We start from the raw sequence: 17,743 nt of genomic DNA, 5'->3' as shown, positions 1-17,743 counted from the left end.
ATATATTAAATCTTATGAGATGCAGCGAGTGCAGAAAAGAAGCAATAATTAAGATACCTTACGCTAATAAGTACCTTTGCAAAGAGCACTTCATAGAATGGTTCGAAAATAGAATTGAAAGAACGGTTAGAAAATATAAAATGCTTGAAGGAACAAAGAAATTGGCCGTAGCTGTTTCAGGCGGTAAAGATAGTACTAGTTTGTTTCACGTTTTAACTAAAATAGCAGAAAAGGAAGGCATTGAGATTTTCGGTATAACAATAGACTTAGGAATAGATATGGGCAAAAAGTACTCATCTAAAAGTGTGGAATTTGCAGTTAAAAACTACGAAATGCTTGGTGCCAAATACAGAATTGTTAGGCTAGGAGAAGAATACGGTTTTACTATAGATGAAGCAAAGGTAAAGATAAGGAGGCCTGTATGCAGTACTTGCGGACTTACAAAAAGGTATGTCTTAGAAAAGGTTGCAAAAGATGAGGGAGCAGATACCCTTGCTACGGGTCATAATCTTAATGACGTTGCACAATATGTTCTAACTGGATACTATAATGGAGATATACTGAGTCTAGCAAGGTTAAGACCGGTGTCTCCTGCTGAAAACGGTTATATAAAGAAAATCAAACCTCTCTTTTTATCTCCTGAAAAGGAAATAATGACTTATGCTATAGTTAAGGGAATACCTTTCATTTATGACTCATGTCCGCACACTTTTAGAGTCGGAGGAGAAACACAAGATAAGATAAGAAGATCAGCAGAAGAAATGGAGGATAAAATACCGGGTTTTATGATATCTCTAGTAACTAATTTTGAGGAAAAATTCAGACCTCTAATGGAAGATATTCCTAAGGAAACTTTAGGAAAGTGTAAAATATGTGGAATGCCTACGAATAAAGACAGAGAAATTTGCTCATTCTGTGCAACTAAAATAAAATTAACTGAGGTGAAGATAAATAGTTAAAATAATTTTACATTATCCAGATGACACTCCTGCAGGATATGTCGTATATCAAGATGGAATATCCAAAGTTTACGATGAAAATGATAACTTCTTATTTGAAGTTGAAGGTATATTTCCCCCAATACCATCAAAAGTAAACTATAGTTGGATAGACACAGTTCTGGAAAAAGGTCTTCCTGATGGCAGAAAGAGGTTCATATTGTATGTTGCAGCTAGATATTTAGCTAATGTTAAGAACCTTAATGAAGAAGAAACATTAGAAAAATTGAAGGATTTTTATTACAGAACTGGGACAGGAAGGATTTATGATGCGTGGATAAGATCCGTAATAAAGGGAGTTAAGAGTAAAGGATTGAGACCCCCTTCCCTTAAGAAACTTCAAGAGAAGGATCCTGAACTTTATGAGGAAGTTAAAAGAATCTTAGGTTAACTTTATTTTAAAAAGATTTATTAGTTAATAGTAAAAGACTATCTTATGAGCGAGGAAAAGCAGGAACAAAGAAAACAAACTAAAAGATGGGACAAATTTACGTGGTCTGTAGTTGTAGGTCCTTTAGCATTCTTCTTCGCATTATCATTAGGGTTAGCATTATACTTAAATAGTTTTGGACCTTGGAGACCAGTAGTTCCAGTTGTAATAGCTTTTGCTATATTCTTCTTCATAATGGGAGTTTTCTTAAGGAGTAAATTCGGTAGATTAGCTTTTTAATTCATCACTAGATTTGGGATAAATTAATTTTTTGATTTGGGTAAAAGTCTTTTTAATTTAATTCTCTTTTTATCATGATGAATGGAACTACAGTAAAGCAAAATGTATTACAATGGGCAGGAATGTTATTATCAACATTATGGGCAGGAATTCACTTAGATCTAGTAGATGCAAAATTACCGAATCCAACTGCTACATTAATTTACAGAATATTCTTCGGATTCGTAGCATCTTTAGCTATAGTAGCTGCTGTTGCTTTAATACAAGGAATTAAGAAACTTTACTTACCGATAACAATATTTTATGCCATAGATTTTGCGTTACTCTTAGAAACTAGGACAGCTCCCGCACTATTTGTAGGAAAAGTATTGCCATTCAATCCATACGTAGATATCTCATTAATAATAGACGCAATAATGATAGTGCTCTCAATAGTTATATGGAAGATAAGCAAGTAAAAGAAAAGGTAGTTTTTTCTAATTTAAGGTATTATTTTTTGTTAATGCAAACTTATGAGCTAATGGAAGAGATTGCTCATTTAATTCCTGCCTCCGGAATTTATAGAGAATCTAGAAAAATCAAGGTAAATAGATACTTATCTAAGTCAGGCTGGGTTTTAAATAAATTTGAAGGTAAAGAGGAAGATATAAAACCTCATGAAGAATGCGAGTCCTATGTATCTCCAGCAGTAAAAGAATGGGAAAAGCTAGATGAGATTTTGTGCAAGTTGAACGACATTACCGTTACTGTAAAAAAAGTATATAGAAAAATTAATAATTGTACTGAGGAAAAAATTCTGAATTACGTTGAATATAACGGATTAAAATTTGCCTATGCTGGAAAGCCATCAGATCTTAAGGCCGTGGAAGATTTCCTAAAGATGCAAAGTGTCTCAATGAATGAGAGAATTCTAGGGCTAGAGAGAACTAACATAATCTTGGATCCAGAAGCTACGGCTCATGTATTTCATCAATTTATGAGCTTTTTGAAAGGAGATAACTCAAGAATAAAGCTGGGAGAAAGAATTTCACGCGAAATAACAGTTTATGATGATCCTCTTAGTGAGAGCCTCATAGGTTTTTCTACATTTGATGATGAAGGCGTTAAGACTAGGAAGAAGGAAATTATTGGTGATGGAACAATTCTAGAATATTTAGGAACTTTAACTACTAAAAACGGAAATCCTGGTAATGCTAGAGGAATATTACCTATTCCAGATTATTTTAACTTGATTATAAAACCTAAAGATTGGGGATTTCAAGAATTAATACAAGATACTAAAAACGGACTATTGGTTCTGGGAGTTAAAAAGAGCGAAATTGTGAAAAATAGCATCAGAATATTTCCTAGAAATTCGATGCTAATAGGTTATGGCGGTGCAGTTGTGAGAGAAATTGCAATACCTTTACAAGAATTAGTTACAATAGACGCAATATCTAAAGAAGTTAAGAGTGTCTACATAGATGATGAACACGGAGGAATTTCACCTTTTATTAGGCTAAAGGCAAGGCCTATTGTTTATTAAATGCCACGATGGAACTTTAGGATTAAGTATCGAATCTAATTGATCATAGGGCTTTATATCTAGGACAGGAGTTTCGTTATATGCATTAATTCCAATTACATGTAATATGTTACCATTAATGCCCATGATTTTAACTACTGAAATTCCTATAGGGTTAGGTCTATTAGGGCTTCTAGTTGCAAATATTCCTACTGCAGTTCCGTGTCTGAGTTTTGTTAAGCCAGAAAACTTAGCAAGGTGAAGGTGATAAATTATTATTGCATGGGAAAACTCGTTTAATCCTATTAATCCGTCTTTATACTCGTCAAAAATAATTATTTCTACCGGTTCATCTAAACTGCAGCCATCTCCTCTCTTAACATATCCTATTGGCTTATAATTCATCAACAACTTTCTCAAACTCCTTAACTTTACTTAAGGGTAGGCCGCTTGTACCTCTTTCCATAGTTAAAATTTCTGCAACTATACTTAAAGCAATTTCTTTCTCCGTTTTAGAACCTATATCTAACCCTGCTGGTATTCTTAATCTTCTCAATTCTTCCTTAGATATTCCAGCCTTTATTAGTCTTCCCAGAATAATTCTAGCCCTCTTTATACTCATAACTACTTGAATTGCCTTAGCTCCTGCTAAAACACTCTTCATTATAGCCCATGTATCATAAACATGCTTAGTGCTTACAATAACGTAATTACCTTTTATTAATTCGTCAGATATACTGAAAACTTCTCCTTTAATAACTTCATTAGCGTCGTACTCATTTTCTTCAGCAAAAGGATCTATGATTATCACGTAAAAACCAAGGTCTTTTAAGTATTTTGCAATATAGGGCGCTATACCTAAGCTCCTACCTGCACATTTACTTCCATCTATTTTTACGGTATCTCTGTCACAAATTACTGGTTCTTCCATTTGTGCCTCTTTAGAAGATGTGAATATAACAATCTTCATGAGAAAAAGAATGGAAAATAAAAATATATATTTAGATGAGGGATAAGAACGATTTTATTAAATTTATTAATTTATTAATCATCATCTTAATTATTGATTTATAGAAAATTAATAGAATATATCTTATATTGTAAATCAAAAGGATCTTCTTTGCTATTCTTTCTTGTTCATCTAATATTCCTAATAAAACAGAATTAAATGTAGTTAATCTAATCTGCTTAATAAATGAAATGAAATCTTTTACTATGGCTTTTATATTATTTCCTGACGTAAGAGAGTTTGCGTAATCCTCGTATTTCCTTTTTAGTAAGTTAACATTAATAATGTCATCAAATGCAATATCCATGTTTAATATATTTATAAGTATTATTTTAAAAGGCGATAGACTAATTCACGATGTCATTGAAATTCTTACTTGGTGGCTTCTGGGAAACTCTATCTCGAAAATCCTTTTTAATAATGCTTTTAAGTCCTTTGAGTTTACTAGATATGTAGTATTATTGTAGCCTTTCTCTGTTATTTCAAACTCATCTTCTCCTTTTCTTTTTACTTCTATCCACCTATCTCCTTTAAAACTCTCTACTCGTAATATTTTCCCTTGTTGCAATTTCAAGCATTGACTATATACTACCTTGTCCGATCCTCTAGCAGATATCCAGGGCATATTTACTCATTTTTTTAAATCGTGTAAAAAAGCATATTCATGGTTCAAATTTTTATTCCTACTTTAGGAAGAGAATCTATTAAACATACATTAGATGCATTAAAAGTACAATCATTTAAAGATTTTGAGATTATATTAATCTCAAAAAAGGAACTTAACATAAACAACGTTAATAAAATAATTATACTGAGAGGAGGATACTTTGAAGAAGCAATTAACTTAGCCTTAGAAAATTTAAATCCTGATGATATAGCGTTATTTACAGATGATGATGCAATACCTTCACAGCAATGGGTAGAAGGACACATAGAATTTCATGATAAGAATCCGTCAATTTATGTGGCATCAGGAGAAGTTATAGGAGAAAAATGGAAGAATTACCCAAATGCTCTATTTAAGAAATTTAGAAATACTGAGTACATGATGCCCTATAATGAAAAATTTAACGAATATACTGGATTTCTTACAAGGTTAGGATTAAGCGTAGATAGAGAAGATTTAGGAACACATAACGTAGAAAAATCCTTAGCAATAGCTGGAGTAAATATGAGTTTAAAGACAAATTTTTTCATAAATTATAAAATCCCTACATTCTCTCTAAGAGGAAGCTATAATGAGACTGTTTTAGCACTTCACGGTATATCATTAGGAGGAGACTCTGCTACATTTAAGGGTGCAAGAGTTTACCATAAAGGTAATGAATCTCTCTCAAGAAGCAAGGATCCTTATATTGATAAATATCTTTGTTTGGAAAAACATGTTTTACCTTATGCAGTAAATACTATATTTAAAATTGATACTACGATGTTAAAGGAATTTATCTCCTTACTAGATGACGGAGTCCCTAAGCTGGGTTTATCGTTAGCTCTAAAGGGTATTACTAACAATTATACTTTTTCACAATTCAGACAGGAATTAATCAAATTATATGAACTTCGTGAAGCCATTCTTTAAGTAATAATAAGTTCTTACCAATTCTGCATGAGACCATACTAATGGAGAGACTGAAGGATAATTGCCAGACGGAGTAATTTGCTCTGGTATTATACCTGTAGGTAAGGAATTCTTTAGAACCCAATTCAAATACTCTGTTGCCTTTCCGATATTTCCCTCAGCTATGTGTTGCTGAGCTACCCACAATGTAGTTATATACCAAGGATTAGGCTTATCGCTTTCTTTTAAATACCAGTCTCCTTCATACCTTATTATGCCACCATTAACATTAAGCTTTTCTTCGACTATCTTTCTATTACTTATCACTCTGGGATCCATAGGGTCGTAAACAAGCAAAGCACCTAAAACTGTACTGGAATCGACAGTCTTATCAAAACCTTTATCTCCCAGCATTCTGGCAAAATGGTCTCCTTGGTAGAAAGTATCTAAGCCTTTCCTTATAAGTTGTGCAGCGGAAAAATACTTATCCTTATATTCTTCATCACCAAAGAATTCGGCAAATTTTGAAGCTGCGACTAATCCTGCATACACGGCTGCAGATGTAAAGAAATGTATTCCCCTTCTTTCTTCCCATAAATCGTAAGAAGGTAACGGTAAACCGGTCTTCTCATCTACGTATGTAGATAAAAAGTCTGCAGCAGATTTTACCATAGGCCTATATAAATCTTTAACGAAATCGACATCCCAGAACTTTCTGAAATGTATCCATAGAGCATAAATCAGTAACGCGGTCTCATCTTCTTGGATAGGCACATAGCCAGTAGTCCAAGGATGCCACGTAGAGCCCCAAAAACCGTCAACAGTATATTTCTGAAATAAAAAACCATTAAACAATAAATCATTAGAAAAAGTAAAGAATTTCCTAGAAAAATCCTGATACCCTAATAGTGTTAATGCTATACTTGCAAAAGCAGCATCCCTATGCCAGACATAATTATAAGTATCCTTATTAAACCTCATTATATCAGTGTCTAAAGAAGCAGGAATAGCACCGTTTTCTTGCCAGTTAGCTACTATGGTTAAGAGACTTCTCCTCACTACCTTATCGTAATCCTTAGCCTTTATTAGCCAAGCTCTCCAGAATTTTTCTGTTCTATCTATTAATTCTCTAGGGCTCTTGTTCTGTACATATTCATTCTTTCTTCTCACATCTCCGTAATTATAACCTGAAATAAGCCAACAGTAAAATGTGGTGCCCGTGTTTATCTTAAAACTTATTGCAGAATCTACTGCACCTTGGGCTATAGGATTATTTGAAAGCTCTCCATCTTCACAATCCTTCCAGGTTCCTTGATAACCCATTACTTCCTTATAACCTGTAGCGTATTGATAAGTAGGAATATCACAAGTGAATAAGAACCACCTATCACGCTTATAATGAATAATACCATCAGTTGCTGGGTCATATAAAGCTGTATCTCCGTATTCCGTGCCGAAAATATGGTAGTCCCAAGCGAAGAATATTTTAACCTCTTTGTTTCCTTCCACTGTAACCTCTCTAGATAGAATCTCGTAAGCCATGTCGACTGCGTCTTTTATTTTAATTTTTATGCCTTCAACAGTAGCTTCGACCTTAGCTGATAACGTATCCTCTTCATATTCTATTTGTGGATGAAGATCGTGGAGCCAATAAAAGCTATTGTTAACCCAAATTCCTATTCTCCCTACATGTAAATGATTATCAGTGCTTAGAGGATAATATAATTCCCTCAAAAGGTAATTTTGATCAGCTAAGATTGTAAGTCTTCCATTACTCAGAATAATGCTCCTTGTCATGATACTAATATAATCTAGCTAGCTTATATCTCTCTCTGTTTAGTGAATCTTCGTTTATAAAGGATGAATTATAGAGAATAATATGAGCCGTTTTAGTGAAAGACAATTAATAGGATTAATAATAACAGTTATAGTTTCAGCCATATCCATAGGTTCTGCTGTATTTGTGTTAGCAAACATCTTCCATATAATCCCTCCAAATTATTTGCTTTACTTTTATGCCGTAATATGGTTTGTAGGAGCTGTTCTAGTATCATATTTAATATCTGAAGTAGTTAAACATAGACTAGGAAATTTCATTGGTGCAAGTAATGCGACTAGTGTGTCTTTCGTAACTAGATTATTAGGGTATATTATAGCGTTCATAGGGTTCTTCATTTTAGTCCATGTAAGTTTGGGCGCAGCACTAGCTGCTGGCGGATTTGCCGGATTGGTTTTAGGTCTTGCTTCTCAAACTGTACTATCAAATATATTTGGAGGAATAATGTTACTCTTCTCAAGACCCTATAATGTAGGAGATAGAATAACAGTCTCGACTTGGCAATACGGATTAGATATACCGACTTATCCTCCAAAGTTCTTTTCCAATGATTTCCTTATTCCAGGATACACTGGTGTAGTAACTGACATATCGTTACTTTATACTACAATTTATACTGATGATAAAGTGCCCGTAAAGATTCCTAACAGCATAATGGTACAAGCAGCGATATTTGTTCATAATTCCGAAGAAATGAGGAAAATAAGGTCTAAGTATGAAGTATCAAAAGATCTTGATCCAGAGACTGTAATTAGAGAACTAAAGCCTAGAGTAGAAAAGATTAATGGCGTGTTGGACGTTGATATAAAAGTGCTAGAAACTACTTTTACTACCTATATCCTAGGAATAGACACTGTGGCTAAATCAGTATTTGAAGAACCTATTAGAGATCAAGTACTTAGAGTTACTATGAAGACTGTTAAAGAGCTGCAAACTACTAACGGGCAAAAACAGATAGCTAAAAGTTAAATTTTATATCATGAATGGGTAGCTCATAAATAACCATTTTGACGTTTTCGCTCTTTACTTTAAACAGCGCTGCTAAAGCGTCTGCATTATTATATACCTTTTCATTGTAATTTAATTCAGAGCCAATCATTCCATCCTCGTTAAAATATCCAGTAAAATCTAACGAATCTCCTTTAATCATTATAATTCCAGAGGTCTTAGGTAATTCCCTTAGCTTTATTAGCGCATCATCAAGTCCTAGCGTTTCCTCATAAATCTTCCGCATTACAGCAAACTTTGTTAATAATGAATTGAGAAATGGAACTATATGCCCTCTTACTAGATGTTCATCGAATTTACCATAATTTTTAGAGAAAAAGTCGAAAAACCCTCTCCTCTGAGTAAACTCACAACCTATGTTAATTTTTGTTCCATTAACCTTTTCTTGAAGTTGAAAGTTTAGTTTAATTTCTATTTTCCCATCATCAGTTTTAAGATTATATTCCAAGTAGTTAGGCAGTACATTAGGTCCTGCAAATTCTCCTTGATAGACAATAACCCTACCTTTCTCATCTTGTAAAACTAATGCTGACAAGAATTTATTATCGGCTTCCTTCACCTCTGATGGAGGAAAATAATCGTTTTTAGCCTTATCATAAACCTTTAAGAGCGAAACGTGTCCTAAAATCCCTGAGACATAATATGGATTTGACAATATGGAATTAACAAACGTCTTACCAATAGGAATTGTCACTTCTTCTATATATTGCATATAATCTGTTTTTCATTTAACAAATATAAACTTGTTTTTGTAAATTCAGTTTTATTTTATTAAAATCACAGATATTGTGAAAACAGAAGTGAGAAAAGGCTTAATTTTATCTTTTAGATAATTGGATTCCATGAAAGCTTATGATGTAATAAGTTACTTACTCGAGCATGCTGAAAATGGATCTATAGCCGCTTTAACTACTGAAGATAACGTTCCAATATTACTGAGCAAAAATGATAAGTATTCATTTACAGCATATATATGTACGCAAAATGGGGAAGTAAAGACTATTAAGAAGATCTTTGATAAAACAACATTTCATAGAGCTGTACTAGATTTTATAGATGAAGCTGAGGATTACATAGGTAAGGAGATTAATGACGTAAAAATATCTGATATTGCATTATTTACTAATTGTATTCCTAAAAAAGAAGAAAGAAAGCCTAAAGAAAAGAAAGATACTGTGCCAGAATTGGTGAGCGAATTAAGAAAAGTTTCTGAGCCTTTCTATGTAGTACCATTAATTTCTGATAAAGGAAAACTCGTAGCTTACGTTCCAGAAATAGGTGCAATAGATTATTTTGATTTTATGACAAATAGCGTAAGTCTTGTAAATGGAAAAGTACAGCCTGTAAATCCAAATTTAAAATCACTTTATTTGGTTTTATTTACAAATAAACTAGATCCTCATAACGGAAATATTTTAACTACATTAGATGATTTGACGTTCTTTACTTCAGTATTTATAGATAATGGTGATAAGGGAAAGGGCGAATTTAACGGGAAAAGTGTTAATAAAAGACTAGGAAGATTCTTTTTATCGACATATAAAGGAGGGCTAAGAACTGAGGAATTAGAATTTTTCGATCTTAGTAGTCTAAATAAGGGAAGACTTTACGTTGGCTTATTTGTAAGAAAGGGTGATAAAATCTTAAGAATTGGAGGATTTAGTTTAGTCGATTTTCATAATTCTGAAAAACTAGAGATTAATGAGTATCTTTTTTCCTCATTTTCACAATCTGCTAAAAATGGAATCTTAGATTTTACAAATTATGATAGATTATTCTCAAATTTCCTTAACTTGGCAATATCTAAGAGCGACGCTAGAAGCTTACTAAAAGATGTAATAGAAATACATTCTATGATGATTGATATGCCATTTGCTTTGCAAAATATTAATAATCAAATTAGCATAGTAGATCCAATATCTTTCTGGTATTACTCTACGAAAGGAGAAGACATTAAAGAATGTGTAGATTGTCCACTTAAGGATAAAGTGAATTTGAGGAAAGAAATATTTAATATTATAAGAAAAAGAGGATGGTTCAACGCTTTTTTCTTGTGATGACAGACTATGCAACTGACTTGTGAGGAATACGCCAGCGTCTGATTTAAATATTAGCGTTAGCAAAAATTAATTATACATATGATGATTTTGCCGAGTTTTGATTAATGAAATAAAATAACAGTCTGATTTTTAGTATCCGCTAAACGGTTCCACAAGTATTTTACCAGGTTTTATTCCATTATCTACTGCAATTTTTGTAGCTTCCTTAGTAAATTCAGGCTCACCACTTATATAAAACATAGCATCTTGATTTTCTTTGAATATTTTATTATCTAGCTGCTCTATTTTCATAGCACTGTTAAGATCTTCTTTGAATAGAATTACGCCATCATCGTCCGGTTGATAATATATTGCCGCATCCTGAGAATTTTTAAGTAAATACAATACCATTGATCTTACTGGAGTTATTCCAATTCCTTTAGTTATAAATACATGCTTAGGAGAATCTTTTATAACAAATTCGTCTTGATAGGGGCCTTCAATTTTTACTTCATCTCCCTCTTTCAATATTAAAAGTTTCTGCTTAAATGGAGAGTTTCTAATTTTTGTGGCAATCATTATGAAACTTTCCCATGGTGTGCTGGCTATTGAAAATGTACGTCTATCGTTATCTATAATTACGTCTATCGTGTTTCCTGGATTAAACTGAATTTTCTCATCAAATTTTACAATTAATTTGTTCCCTACCTTGCATTTACTTAGAATCTTTGCCATAACTATTTTTTAGGAAACTAAATAAAAAGTTTAGAAAATACAAGGGGATAGGTCAAATATTTTCCTAGCAGTAGAACACACAAGACAAAAGGTAGTTGGTTCTATTCTTTCTCCAGAGTAAAGCCTGCTAGCAAGAGCATCTAACATATCATTTATATCTTCATTCATTAGAATTTTCTTTACCTTATCATCTTTTATATGCTTTTCATAAGATGTTATAGATAAGCCTACGATTTTAGATGCTCTTCTTATTGGAACCCCTCGATCTATTAGTTTTTTAATGAGTATTGTTCTCAAATAAGGAACGATAAGGGAATAAGCTTTTTCACATTCTGTTTGCCATTTCATAGTTGAATGTTATCGTATCGGAATAAATATTAAATGTAATATAAGTCAAGGAAAAATCAATTAACAGAGTTAATTACGTCTTTTTCAAGTAGCCTATTATCATGTTCTAATTAACACAGTTTACGCTAGTATATCTAAATTGTATATATTTATGTAAATATATGTTCATTAATGTACACATATTTACCTAAACGTATATTTTTGCTTATTTTAATAAACATACTTTTTTTAAATTTAGAATACAGTATAATAAGATTAGAGGAAAAATGGCAGAAAGAATAAAATTCCCTGACGGAAGAGAAGTCGACATACACGAGGTAATGGCATTCCTATACGGCCTATCTAAAAGTGACGTAGAAGTCTTACATGTAATAATGTCCAAAAAAGGTAAGATCTCAACAGATGAGCTAGCTGAAACGTTAAAAGTTACTAAAGCATCAATTAGTAAATCTATAAATAACTTAATATATAAAGGATTAATACTAAGAGATAAAATTGATGAAGACAAAAAGAAGGGAAGACCGGGCTACGTATATTGGGTAGATAATGAATACTTATATAAGAAAATTGCAGAAGATCTAGAGGCATTAGTGGGTAAGGTTAAAGAAAACCTAAAAGAGCATTTACCAGTAATAGCTGAAGCGTAATAAGTTTTTAATTAAGACTTAAATATTTTGTTAAGTTACAAATTTTATTATTTGTAGTATTTGGCAAAAGCTTTAATAGATATTTGGAAGATATTTAGTTGAATGATTTCAACAACTGATGTAGTATCGTTAGTCATAGCTTTTGTTCTTGGATTATTAGTAGGCATTCTAATAAAGAAAATATTTCAAATAGGTATAGTAATCCTTGCAATAATAATAATTCTTGTTGCAATAGGTGCAGTATCTCCTAGCACAATAGAGCATGGATTGATAACACTAGGCCAAGAAGCATCAAAGGCAGAAAGTGAAGCTTCGTCTTATATTAAACTACTTCCCTATAATTCTATTGTCTTTATTATAGGTTTAGTAATAGGTTTGATAAAAGGATAAAAAAGTTATTGAACTGAGCCAAGTAAGTCAGATAATTTTTTCCTTATGTCGCTTATTTCCTTTTTTAGCATTTCATTCTCTTGAATTATAGATTCATACTGCTTCTTGCACTCGTCTTCAGTATAATACTTTATAATTTTTGTGTCTTCGAAAATCAATTTATTTTGAGATTTATCATATCTAACTGATACAATCAACTTTATTACATCTAATTTATCAATTTTCATTTGATTTACCATTTTATCATATAAGTTCTTATTAAATTCTGACACATCTCTTATTATAATTTCCCTAGGAACTATCTTACTTAACGATACTAAGGCAACCCTTCTTAGTTTATCTGCGTATCTTGCGGCAATTATTAACCCTGTAGATAATTCGAATTTATTTTCACCTAAGATAGAAGTTCTAGGTGTTGTTTCTACGTATTCCTCAGCTCTTTCAATATCTCTTTGAGCTTCTGACATATGTAATTCTTTAGCATACTATTATTTAATTTTTCTCTATGCAAATGTTGATGAAAAATCTAATTTAATTTGAGAATTAATTATATTGTATATTCTGTTTAAAGACCACACGGTTAGAGGATTTCTCATATTTCTCATAAAAATTATATTATCAAATTCTTTGCAAAAATTTAAATTCAGCTTCATACAAGTATCCTTAATTTCAGAATTAGAAACAGGTATCTTCCTTAAGGAATTGCAGGAAATATATTGAATAAGGCTCCTTAAGGCTCTATAAGCATTTTCTAATGTGCTCACTTCATCGTTTCTTTTGAAAGCCTCATAGCTTAGCTTAATGAACGATGAGGAGGACAGTTTTAGTCTTTCACACGTGTTATTACTTATTGAAAATTCAACCTTGGGAAGTTCGCCGCAAATAAGCCTAGAGTCATGAAGTATATAATAACAAATAACATCTCCATTTTTACAAATTTCCTTAAATTTTTCTTCTGAAACTACAATAGGTGAAATTCCATTATAACTACCAAGCTCTAATAGTAATGACTTATCATCAGTAATTGCAAATATGTTTATGTCCGAAACATTTTCTATATAATCTTCTCTTCTAACATAAGATCCAAAATATCCTAAGGCTTTACATTTCTTACACAATGAAACTAGGTTAGCTTCCATGTTAAACCTTAATATTTTATAAAGTATTAAATTCTCATGGATCTAAAAAATCTTCCTTACTCATTAAGAATTTTAGCAATAAATATTTCTAAACATATAGACGGAGAAAAAATAGCCCAGGACGACTTAGATTCAATAATAAATTGGAAGACTGGAAAGGAAATTTCCTTCATGCCGACTAGAGTTATAATGCAAGATTACACTGGAGTTCCCTTATTGGTAGATCTTGCTGAAATGAGGTCAGAATTATCTAGAAGAGGACTAAATCCAGGTAAAGTAAATCCAGTAATCCAAAGCGATTTAGTTATAGATCACTCAATTCAAGTAGACTATTATGGTACGTCTTACGCTTTAAGTCTTAATATGAAGAAGGAATTTGAAAGAAATGAGGAAAGATATAAATTCCTAAAATGGGCTCAAAAATCTTTTAGGAATCTCAGAATTATCCCACCAGGTAAGGGAATAATACATCAAATAAACCTTGAGTACTTAAGCAAAGTAATTAATGACAATAATGAGCCCGAAATTGTAATAGGAACCGACTCTCACACTACAATGATAGGTGGTTTAGGTATCTTAGGCTGGGGCGTTGGTGGATTAGAAGCAGAGGCAGTAATGCTGGGAGAACCTTACCATGCTGTTGTCCCAGAAGTTATAGGAGTAAGGCTTGAAGGAGAAATAAAAGAAGGAGTAACACCTACTGATGTAGTTTTGTACATTACAGAATTGCTGAGGAAAAAAGGAGTTGTAGGAAAATACGTAGAATTCTTTGGTAACTCCTTATCACGGCTTTCAGTTCAAGATAGAGCTACAATATCAAACATGGCTCCAGAGTACGGGGCTACAGTAGGGTACTTCCCTATAGATGAACAGACTATAAAATATCTTAATTTAACTGGTCGTGACGGAGATAGAGTAAAGAAAATTGCTATAGAGCTGGGAATTTACTTCAACAGCAAAGAAGATATTAAATACTCTGATGTTGTGGAAGTAAATCTAAACGATATAGAACCTTCAATTGCTGGACCAAGAAACCCTGATGAGAGAATAAGTTTCGGTTCATTAAAGATTGAAAAGAGAAATAAAGGGAAAGTTATACAAGACGGCGATGTAGTAGTAGCTGCAATAACTAGTTGTACAAACACTTCAAATCCTACAGTAATGTTAGGTGCAGGAATACTAGCTAAGAAGGCTGTAGAGTTAGGATTAAGGAGTAAATCTTACGTGAAAACTAGTTTAGCTCCGGGCTCGCCAGTAGTTGTAAAATACTTAAAAGACTCGGGATTACTACCTTATCTGGAAGCTCTTGGATTTCACGTAGTAGGCTTTGGGTGCACAACATGCATAGGCAATGCAGGACCTCTAATTAAGGAAGTTGAGGACGACATAAAGGCTTATGGCATTGATGCCTATGCGGTAATAAGCGGAAACAGGAATTTTGAAGGAAGGATAAGTCCATTACTTAAGGGAACCTTCTTGGCTTCACCTATTATGGTAGTAGCCTTTGCCATAGCAGGCAGAATTGATATGAATTATGAAGAACCTATTGCTTTTGATCCTAATGGTAAACCAGTATATTTAAAAGATATATGGCCTACGCTTGATGAAATAAGTTCTTACATGAATTTAGCAATGAATCCTGAATATTATTTATCACAATACTCTACAATCTTTCAAGGAGATGAAAACTGGGAGAATTTGAAAGTAACTCCTTCTCCAGTATATGACTGGCCAGAATCTACATATATTGTTGAGCCTCCTTGGTTTAAAGAGAAGAACCAGAGCTTGGAAATTAAAAATGCTAGGATACTCTTACTTTTAGGAGATAAAATAACCACTGATCACATATCTCCTGCCGGACCTATATCTTCAAATAACGAAGCAGGCAAGTATCTTTTGTCACTAGGAGTAAAGGAGTTGAATACTTTCGGAGCTAGAAGAGGCAACCATGAAGTAATGATTAGAGGCGGATTTTCAAATCCTAAACTTAAAAATTACTTAACAAATAAGGAAGGAGGATATACTGTACACTTTCCAGATGGAAAAGAAGGTACTGTATATGAAATTGCAATGCAGTACAAGAAAGAAGGAGTACCTCTTATAGTAGTTGCAGGAAAACAGTATGGGAGTGGTAGTTCTAGGGATTGGGCTGCTAAGGTTACTGCGTTACTTGGGATTAAAGCCGTATTAGCAGAGAGTTTTGAAAGAATACATAGAAGTAATCTAGTTGCTATGGGTGTTTTACCAATAGAGATTGAGGATTGGAAGAAACTTGGAATAAAAGGAAACGAATTAGTTTCTATAGAATTAAAGGAATTAAAACCAGAAGGTAAAGTTAAGATATCATTAGGAGGAGAAAATAAAATAGAGATCTTAGGAACATTAAAAGTAAATACAAAAAGTGAAATTGAATACTTAAAATCTGGAGGAATATTGAATTATGTCCTAGAAAAGATGATAAAAGATGAAAGTTAGAATAAGAGGAATCTATACCACAGCTCTAACATACTTACTATCTAAGAACTTTGAGATTGTACAACAGAGCCCTCAAATTGCTGAAAGATTTATGCAGTATACTAAAAGAGAACCCGCAGATATAACATTTAAGGATAGCGAAGATAAAGGCTCGTTAATAGTGATGGGAAATATAACTGAAGATTACTTGAAAGAACTTTTTCCATATTCTATAGTGTGGAAATCTCCTGTTAATCTTTATTCTTTCATTGAAATACAAAACTGTAAATATCAAAATTACGATGTAGAACCTTGTTTAGAGAAAGGCATTGTAATTAAGCCTCCAATAGATGATAAGATAATACTGTCTATGCCTAAGGCTGTAAGTAAATTCGCTATGTTATGGAGGGGAGAAGGAAGAACGTTTTTTTCTGAACATGTAAATCCAGAAGATAAAAGGAGATTATTAAACATAAGCATAAAATATAATAAAAAAGGCTATAATATAAAATGGAGAAGTAATTCTCAATTTGAAAACAATGATGCTCTTGAAAAAGATTTGGAAAATTTAATGTTCAGATATGAAAATGAAGATTTTTATAATCAAGGATGTTACTTTTTCCTTATAATTCTATCTCTAGAGGATAAGTTAAACTTAGACAGAATAAGAAGTAACATTATACAGACAATTAATTTTCATCACATGCTTAAGATGTCAAGATCAAAAGAAGTGGATATTGCAGAAAATAACAAAGCTACTCCAAGACAAATTTTAGATTCAATGATTAAGGACACTATGGAAATAGAACATATAAAAATCAATAGAAAGAGAATATTCTTAAAACCAGGAAAAGTGATTAAGAAAAATGTTTCAGATGATGGATATTGCTTATTACTTAAAAGGGAAATTTCCGGGAACGGTTATTATGACGGCTTAGGAATTAGGAAGGAAGACGGAGATTATGATGTAATGGAAATAGATTCGCGTAAATGGCATGAGATTCATAATTACTACAGAAAAGACGGTATATTAAAGGGAAAATACATAAATATATCGACTCCGCCTGAACTTATGGATGGAAGAATTAGGTATATCGACCTTGATGTAGATGTAGTAATTAAAAATGGAGAAAAATTTGTAATAGATGAGGAAAAACTAGAGGAAAATAAAAAATACTTATCTTATGACATGCTAGATAGAATAAAGAAGGAAATAAATTATATTATGTCTGTTTATTAGCTGGTATTATTTTCACAGTATTCTCTTTTTCATCGAAAACAACTCTTACTAAATCTCCTTCCTTTACTTGGAATTTTTGCCTAATTCTCGCAGGAATAGTTACTTGATAATTTCTGCTAACTTTTACTATATCTTCTGTTGCCAATTTTCTTCCCTCTTGCTAAATA

At 32.4% G+C, this 17,743-nt stretch carries 23 protein-coding genes; 12 read left to right on the top strand and 11 right to left on the bottom strand.

Features of this window, described 5'->3' with window-relative positions; all coding sequences use genetic code 11:
• Positions 1-14 precede the first annotated feature (14 nt).
• From HS5_RS11690 to HS5_RS11670, 5 genes are all read left to right on the top strand, one after another.
• Positions 15-959 carry an adenine nucleotide alpha hydrolase family protein gene (locus tag HS5_RS11690; protein WP_236751550.1) on the top strand — a complete coding sequence of 315 codons (945 nt, stop codon included), beginning with the start codon at positions 15-17 and terminating at the stop codon, positions 957-959.
• A complete protein-coding gene (gene priX / locus HS5_RS11685) occupies positions 952-1,389 on the top strand; it encodes a DNA primase noncatalytic subunit PriX (RefSeq protein ID WP_236753566.1) in 438 nt (145 codons plus the stop codon). The genes HS5_RS11690 and priX overlap by 8 nt, the downstream gene beginning before the upstream one ends.
• A gap of 45 nt (positions 1,390-1,434) precedes the next feature.
• Complete coding sequence (locus tag HS5_RS11680) at positions 1,435-1,668, top strand: hypothetical protein (protein WP_236751549.1); 234 nt, start codon at positions 1,435-1,437, stop codon at positions 1,666-1,668.
• Positions 1,669-1,745: 77 nt separating this feature from the next.
• Positions 1,746-2,126 carry a hypothetical protein gene (locus tag HS5_RS11675; RefSeq protein WP_236751548.1) on the top strand — a complete coding sequence of 127 codons (381 nt, stop codon included), beginning with the start codon at positions 1,746-1,748 and terminating at the stop codon, positions 2,124-2,126.
• A complete protein-coding gene (locus HS5_RS11670; protein WP_236751547.1) occupies positions 2,108-3,193 on the top strand; it encodes a metallopeptidase TldD-related protein in 1,086 nt (361 codons plus the stop codon). The genes HS5_RS11675 and HS5_RS11670 overlap by 19 nt, the downstream gene beginning before the upstream one ends.
• Here HS5_RS11670 and tsaA read toward each other — a convergent pair.
• The 4 genes from tsaA to HS5_RS11650 are packed head-to-tail and all read right to left on the bottom strand — an operon-like array spanning position 3,167 to position 4,806.
• Positions 3,167-3,583, bottom strand: a complete 417-nt coding sequence (gene tsaA, locus HS5_RS11665; protein WP_236753564.1) for a tRNA (N6-threonylcarbamoyladenosine(37)-N6)-methyltransferase TrmO — start codon at positions 3,581-3,583, stop codon at positions 3,167-3,169. The two genes, HS5_RS11670 and tsaA, sit on opposite strands and share 27 nt — an antisense overlap.
• Positions 3,567-4,142, bottom strand: a complete 576-nt coding sequence (locus HS5_RS11660; protein ID WP_236751546.1) for an XdhC family protein — start codon at positions 4,140-4,142, stop codon at positions 3,567-3,569. The genes tsaA and HS5_RS11660 overlap by 17 nt, the downstream gene beginning before the upstream one ends.
• Before the next feature lie 31 nt (positions 4,143-4,173).
• Positions 4,174-4,488, bottom strand: coding sequence for a hypothetical protein (locus tag HS5_RS11655; RefSeq protein ID WP_236751545.1), 315 nt, complete (start codon positions 4,486-4,488; stop codon positions 4,174-4,176).
• A 45-nt stretch (positions 4,489-4,533) separates the two neighbouring features.
• Positions 4,534-4,806, bottom strand: coding sequence for a hypothetical protein (locus HS5_RS11650; RefSeq protein ID WP_236751544.1), 273 nt, complete (start codon positions 4,804-4,806; stop codon positions 4,534-4,536).
• Positions 4,807-4,845: 39 nt separating this feature from the next.
• Between HS5_RS11650 and HS5_RS11645 the strand changes: the two genes are divergently transcribed.
• On the top strand, positions 4,846-5,760 hold the full coding sequence (locus HS5_RS11645) for a glycosyltransferase family A protein (protein ID WP_236751543.1): 915 nt from the start codon (positions 4,846-4,848) through the stop codon (positions 5,758-5,760).
• Here HS5_RS11645 and HS5_RS11640 read toward each other — a convergent pair.
• Positions 5,731-7,536: a glycoside hydrolase family 15 protein gene (locus HS5_RS11640; protein WP_236751542.1), complete on the bottom strand. Its 1,806-nt coding sequence runs from the start codon at positions 7,534-7,536 to the stop codon at positions 5,731-5,733. The genes HS5_RS11645 and HS5_RS11640 overlap by 30 nt on opposite strands.
• An 82-nt stretch (positions 7,537-7,618) precedes the next feature.
• Between HS5_RS11640 and HS5_RS11635 the strand changes: the two genes are divergently transcribed.
• A complete protein-coding gene (locus HS5_RS11635; protein WP_236751541.1) occupies positions 7,619-8,545 on the top strand; it encodes a mechanosensitive ion channel family protein in 927 nt (308 codons plus the stop codon).
• Here HS5_RS11635 and HS5_RS11630 read toward each other — a convergent pair.
• Positions 8,535-9,296 carry a hypothetical protein gene (locus HS5_RS11630; protein WP_236751540.1) on the bottom strand — a complete coding sequence of 254 codons (762 nt, stop codon included), beginning with the start codon at positions 9,294-9,296 and terminating at the stop codon, positions 8,535-8,537. The two genes, HS5_RS11635 and HS5_RS11630, sit on opposite strands and share 11 nt — an antisense overlap.
• Before the next feature lie 130 nt (positions 9,297-9,426).
• Between HS5_RS11630 and HS5_RS11625 the strand changes: the two genes are divergently transcribed.
• Positions 9,427-10,641, top strand: coding sequence for a hypothetical protein (locus HS5_RS11625; protein ID WP_236751539.1), 1,215 nt, complete (start codon positions 9,427-9,429; stop codon positions 10,639-10,641).
• Positions 10,642-10,773: 132 nt separating this feature from the next.
• On the opposite strand, the gene HS5_RS11620 is transcribed toward HS5_RS11625, so the two are convergent.
• Entirely contained in the window at positions 10,774-11,358 is a 585-nt protein-coding gene (locus HS5_RS11620; RefSeq protein ID WP_236751538.1) for an FAD-dependent oxidoreductase, read from the bottom strand.
• A 30-nt stretch (positions 11,359-11,388) separates the two neighbouring features.
• Positions 11,389-11,706: a transcriptional regulator gene (locus HS5_RS11615; protein WP_236751537.1), complete on the bottom strand. Its 318-nt coding sequence runs from the start codon at positions 11,704-11,706 to the stop codon at positions 11,389-11,391.
• A 266-nt stretch (positions 11,707-11,972) separates the two neighbouring features.
• Between HS5_RS11615 and HS5_RS11610 the strand changes: the two genes are divergently transcribed.
• Positions 11,973-12,353 (top strand): MarR family transcriptional regulator, encoded by a 381-nt coding sequence (locus HS5_RS11610; protein WP_236751536.1) that lies wholly within the window; start codon positions 11,973-11,975, stop codon positions 12,351-12,353.
• A 102-nt stretch (positions 12,354-12,455) separates the two neighbouring features.
• The gene (locus HS5_RS11605; protein WP_236751535.1) at positions 12,456-12,743 is read left to right on the top strand and encodes a hypothetical protein; all 288 of its coding nucleotides are present in this window, start codon (positions 12,456-12,458) and stop codon (positions 12,741-12,743) included.
• A 5-nt stretch (positions 12,744-12,748) separates the two neighbouring features.
• On the opposite strand, the gene HS5_RS11600 is transcribed toward HS5_RS11605, so the two are convergent.
• Positions 12,749-13,210: a single- stranded DNA-binding family protein gene (locus tag HS5_RS11600; protein WP_236751534.1), complete on the bottom strand. Its 462-nt coding sequence runs from the start codon at positions 13,208-13,210 to the stop codon at positions 12,749-12,751.
• A gap of 36 nt (positions 13,211-13,246) precedes the next feature.
• A complete protein-coding gene (locus HS5_RS11595; protein WP_236751533.1) occupies positions 13,247-13,882 on the bottom strand; it encodes a hypothetical protein in 636 nt (211 codons plus the stop codon).
• Positions 13,883-13,918: 36 nt separating this feature from the next.
• On the opposite strand from HS5_RS11595, the gene HS5_RS11590 reads away from it, so the two are divergent.
• Both HS5_RS11590 and HS5_RS11585 read left to right on the top strand, forming a co-directional pair.
• Positions 13,919-16,357: an aconitate hydratase gene (locus tag HS5_RS11590; RefSeq protein ID WP_236751532.1), complete on the top strand. Its 2,439-nt coding sequence runs from the start codon at positions 13,919-13,921 to the stop codon at positions 16,355-16,357.
• A complete protein-coding gene (locus tag HS5_RS11585; protein WP_236751531.1) occupies positions 16,347-17,576 on the top strand; it encodes a DUF402 domain-containing protein in 1,230 nt (409 codons plus the stop codon). The genes HS5_RS11590 and HS5_RS11585 overlap by 11 nt, the downstream gene beginning before the upstream one ends.
• Here HS5_RS11585 and HS5_RS11580 read toward each other — a convergent pair.
• Complete coding sequence (locus tag HS5_RS11580; protein ID WP_236751530.1) at positions 17,560-17,721, bottom strand: AbrB/MazE/SpoVT family DNA-binding domain-containing protein; 162 nt, start codon at positions 17,719-17,721, stop codon at positions 17,560-17,562. The two genes, HS5_RS11585 and HS5_RS11580, sit on opposite strands and share 17 nt — an antisense overlap.
• Between the last annotated feature and the right edge of the window lie 22 nt (positions 17,722-17,743).

The organism is Acidianus sp. HS-5 (assembly GCF_021655615.1).
Taxonomy (GTDB): Archaea; Thermoproteota; Thermoprotei_A; order Sulfolobales; family Sulfolobaceae; genus Acidianus.
Note: the sequence above shows the minus strand (reverse complement) of the source record. Positions and strands in the feature narration are given on the sequence as shown.

Bases quoted from the DNA above. Each gene is read 5' to 3' on its own strand.
- HS5_RS11645 (WP_236751543.1), top strand. From the start codon at position 4,846: ATGGTTCAAATTTTTATTCCTACTTTAGGAAGAGAATCTATTAAACAT.
- HS5_RS11590 (WP_236751532.1), top strand. From the start codon at position 13,919: ATGGATCTAAAAAATCTTCCTTACTCATTAAGAATTTTAGCAATAAAT.
- HS5_RS11680 (WP_236751549.1), top strand. From the start codon at position 1,435: ATGAGCGAGGAAAAGCAGGAACAAAGAAAACAAACTAAAAGATGGGAC.
- HS5_RS11595 (WP_236751533.1), bottom strand. From the start codon at position 13,882: ATGGAAGCTAACCTAGTTTCATTGTGTAAGAAATGTAAAGCCTTAGGA.
- HS5_RS11635 (WP_236751541.1), top strand. From the start codon at position 7,619: ATGAGCCGTTTTAGTGAAAGACAATTAATAGGATTAATAATAACAGTT.
- HS5_RS11615 (WP_236751537.1), bottom strand. From the start codon at position 11,706: ATGAAATGGCAAACAGAATGTGAAAAAGCTTATTCCCTTATCGTTCCT.
- HS5_RS11600 (WP_236751534.1), bottom strand. From the start codon at position 13,210: ATGTCAGAAGCTCAAAGAGATATTGAAAGAGCTGAGGAATACGTAGAA.
- HS5_RS11610 (WP_236751536.1), top strand. From the start codon at position 11,973: ATGGCAGAAAGAATAAAATTCCCTGACGGAAGAGAAGTCGACATACAC.
- HS5_RS11660 (WP_236751546.1), bottom strand. From the start codon at position 4,142: ATGAAGATTGTTATATTCACATCTTCTAAAGAGGCACAAATGGAAGAA.
- HS5_RS11650 (WP_236751544.1), bottom strand. From the start codon at position 4,806: ATGCCCTGGATATCTGCTAGAGGATCGGACAAGGTAGTATATAGTCAA.
- HS5_RS11640 (WP_236751542.1), bottom strand. From the start codon at position 7,536: ATGACAAGGAGCATTATTCTGAGTAATGGAAGACTTACAATCTTAGCT.
- HS5_RS11655 (WP_236751545.1), bottom strand. From the start codon at position 4,488: ATGGATATTGCATTTGATGACATTATTAATGTTAACTTACTAAAAAGG.
- HS5_RS11605 (WP_236751535.1), top strand. From the start codon at position 12,456: ATGATTTCAACAACTGATGTAGTATCGTTAGTCATAGCTTTTGTTCTT.
- HS5_RS11690 (WP_236751550.1), top strand. From the start codon at position 15: ATGAGATGCAGCGAGTGCAGAAAAGAAGCAATAATTAAGATACCTTAC.
- HS5_RS11620 (WP_236751538.1), bottom strand. From the start codon at position 11,358: ATGGCAAAGATTCTAAGTAAATGCAAGGTAGGGAACAAATTAATTGTA.
- HS5_RS11675 (WP_236751548.1), top strand. From the start codon at position 1,746: ATGAATGGAACTACAGTAAAGCAAAATGTATTACAATGGGCAGGAATG.
- HS5_RS11585 (WP_236751531.1), top strand. From the start codon at position 16,347: ATGAAAGTTAGAATAAGAGGAATCTATACCACAGCTCTAACATACTTA.
- HS5_RS11670 (WP_236751547.1), top strand. From the start codon at position 2,108: ATGGAAGATAAGCAAGTAAAAGAAAAGGTAGTTTTTTCTAATTTAAGG.
- HS5_RS11625 (WP_236751539.1), top strand. From the start codon at position 9,427: ATGAAAGCTTATGATGTAATAAGTTACTTACTCGAGCATGCTGAAAAT.
- HS5_RS11630 (WP_236751540.1), bottom strand. From the start codon at position 9,296: ATGCAATATATAGAAGAAGTGACAATTCCTATTGGTAAGACGTTTGTT.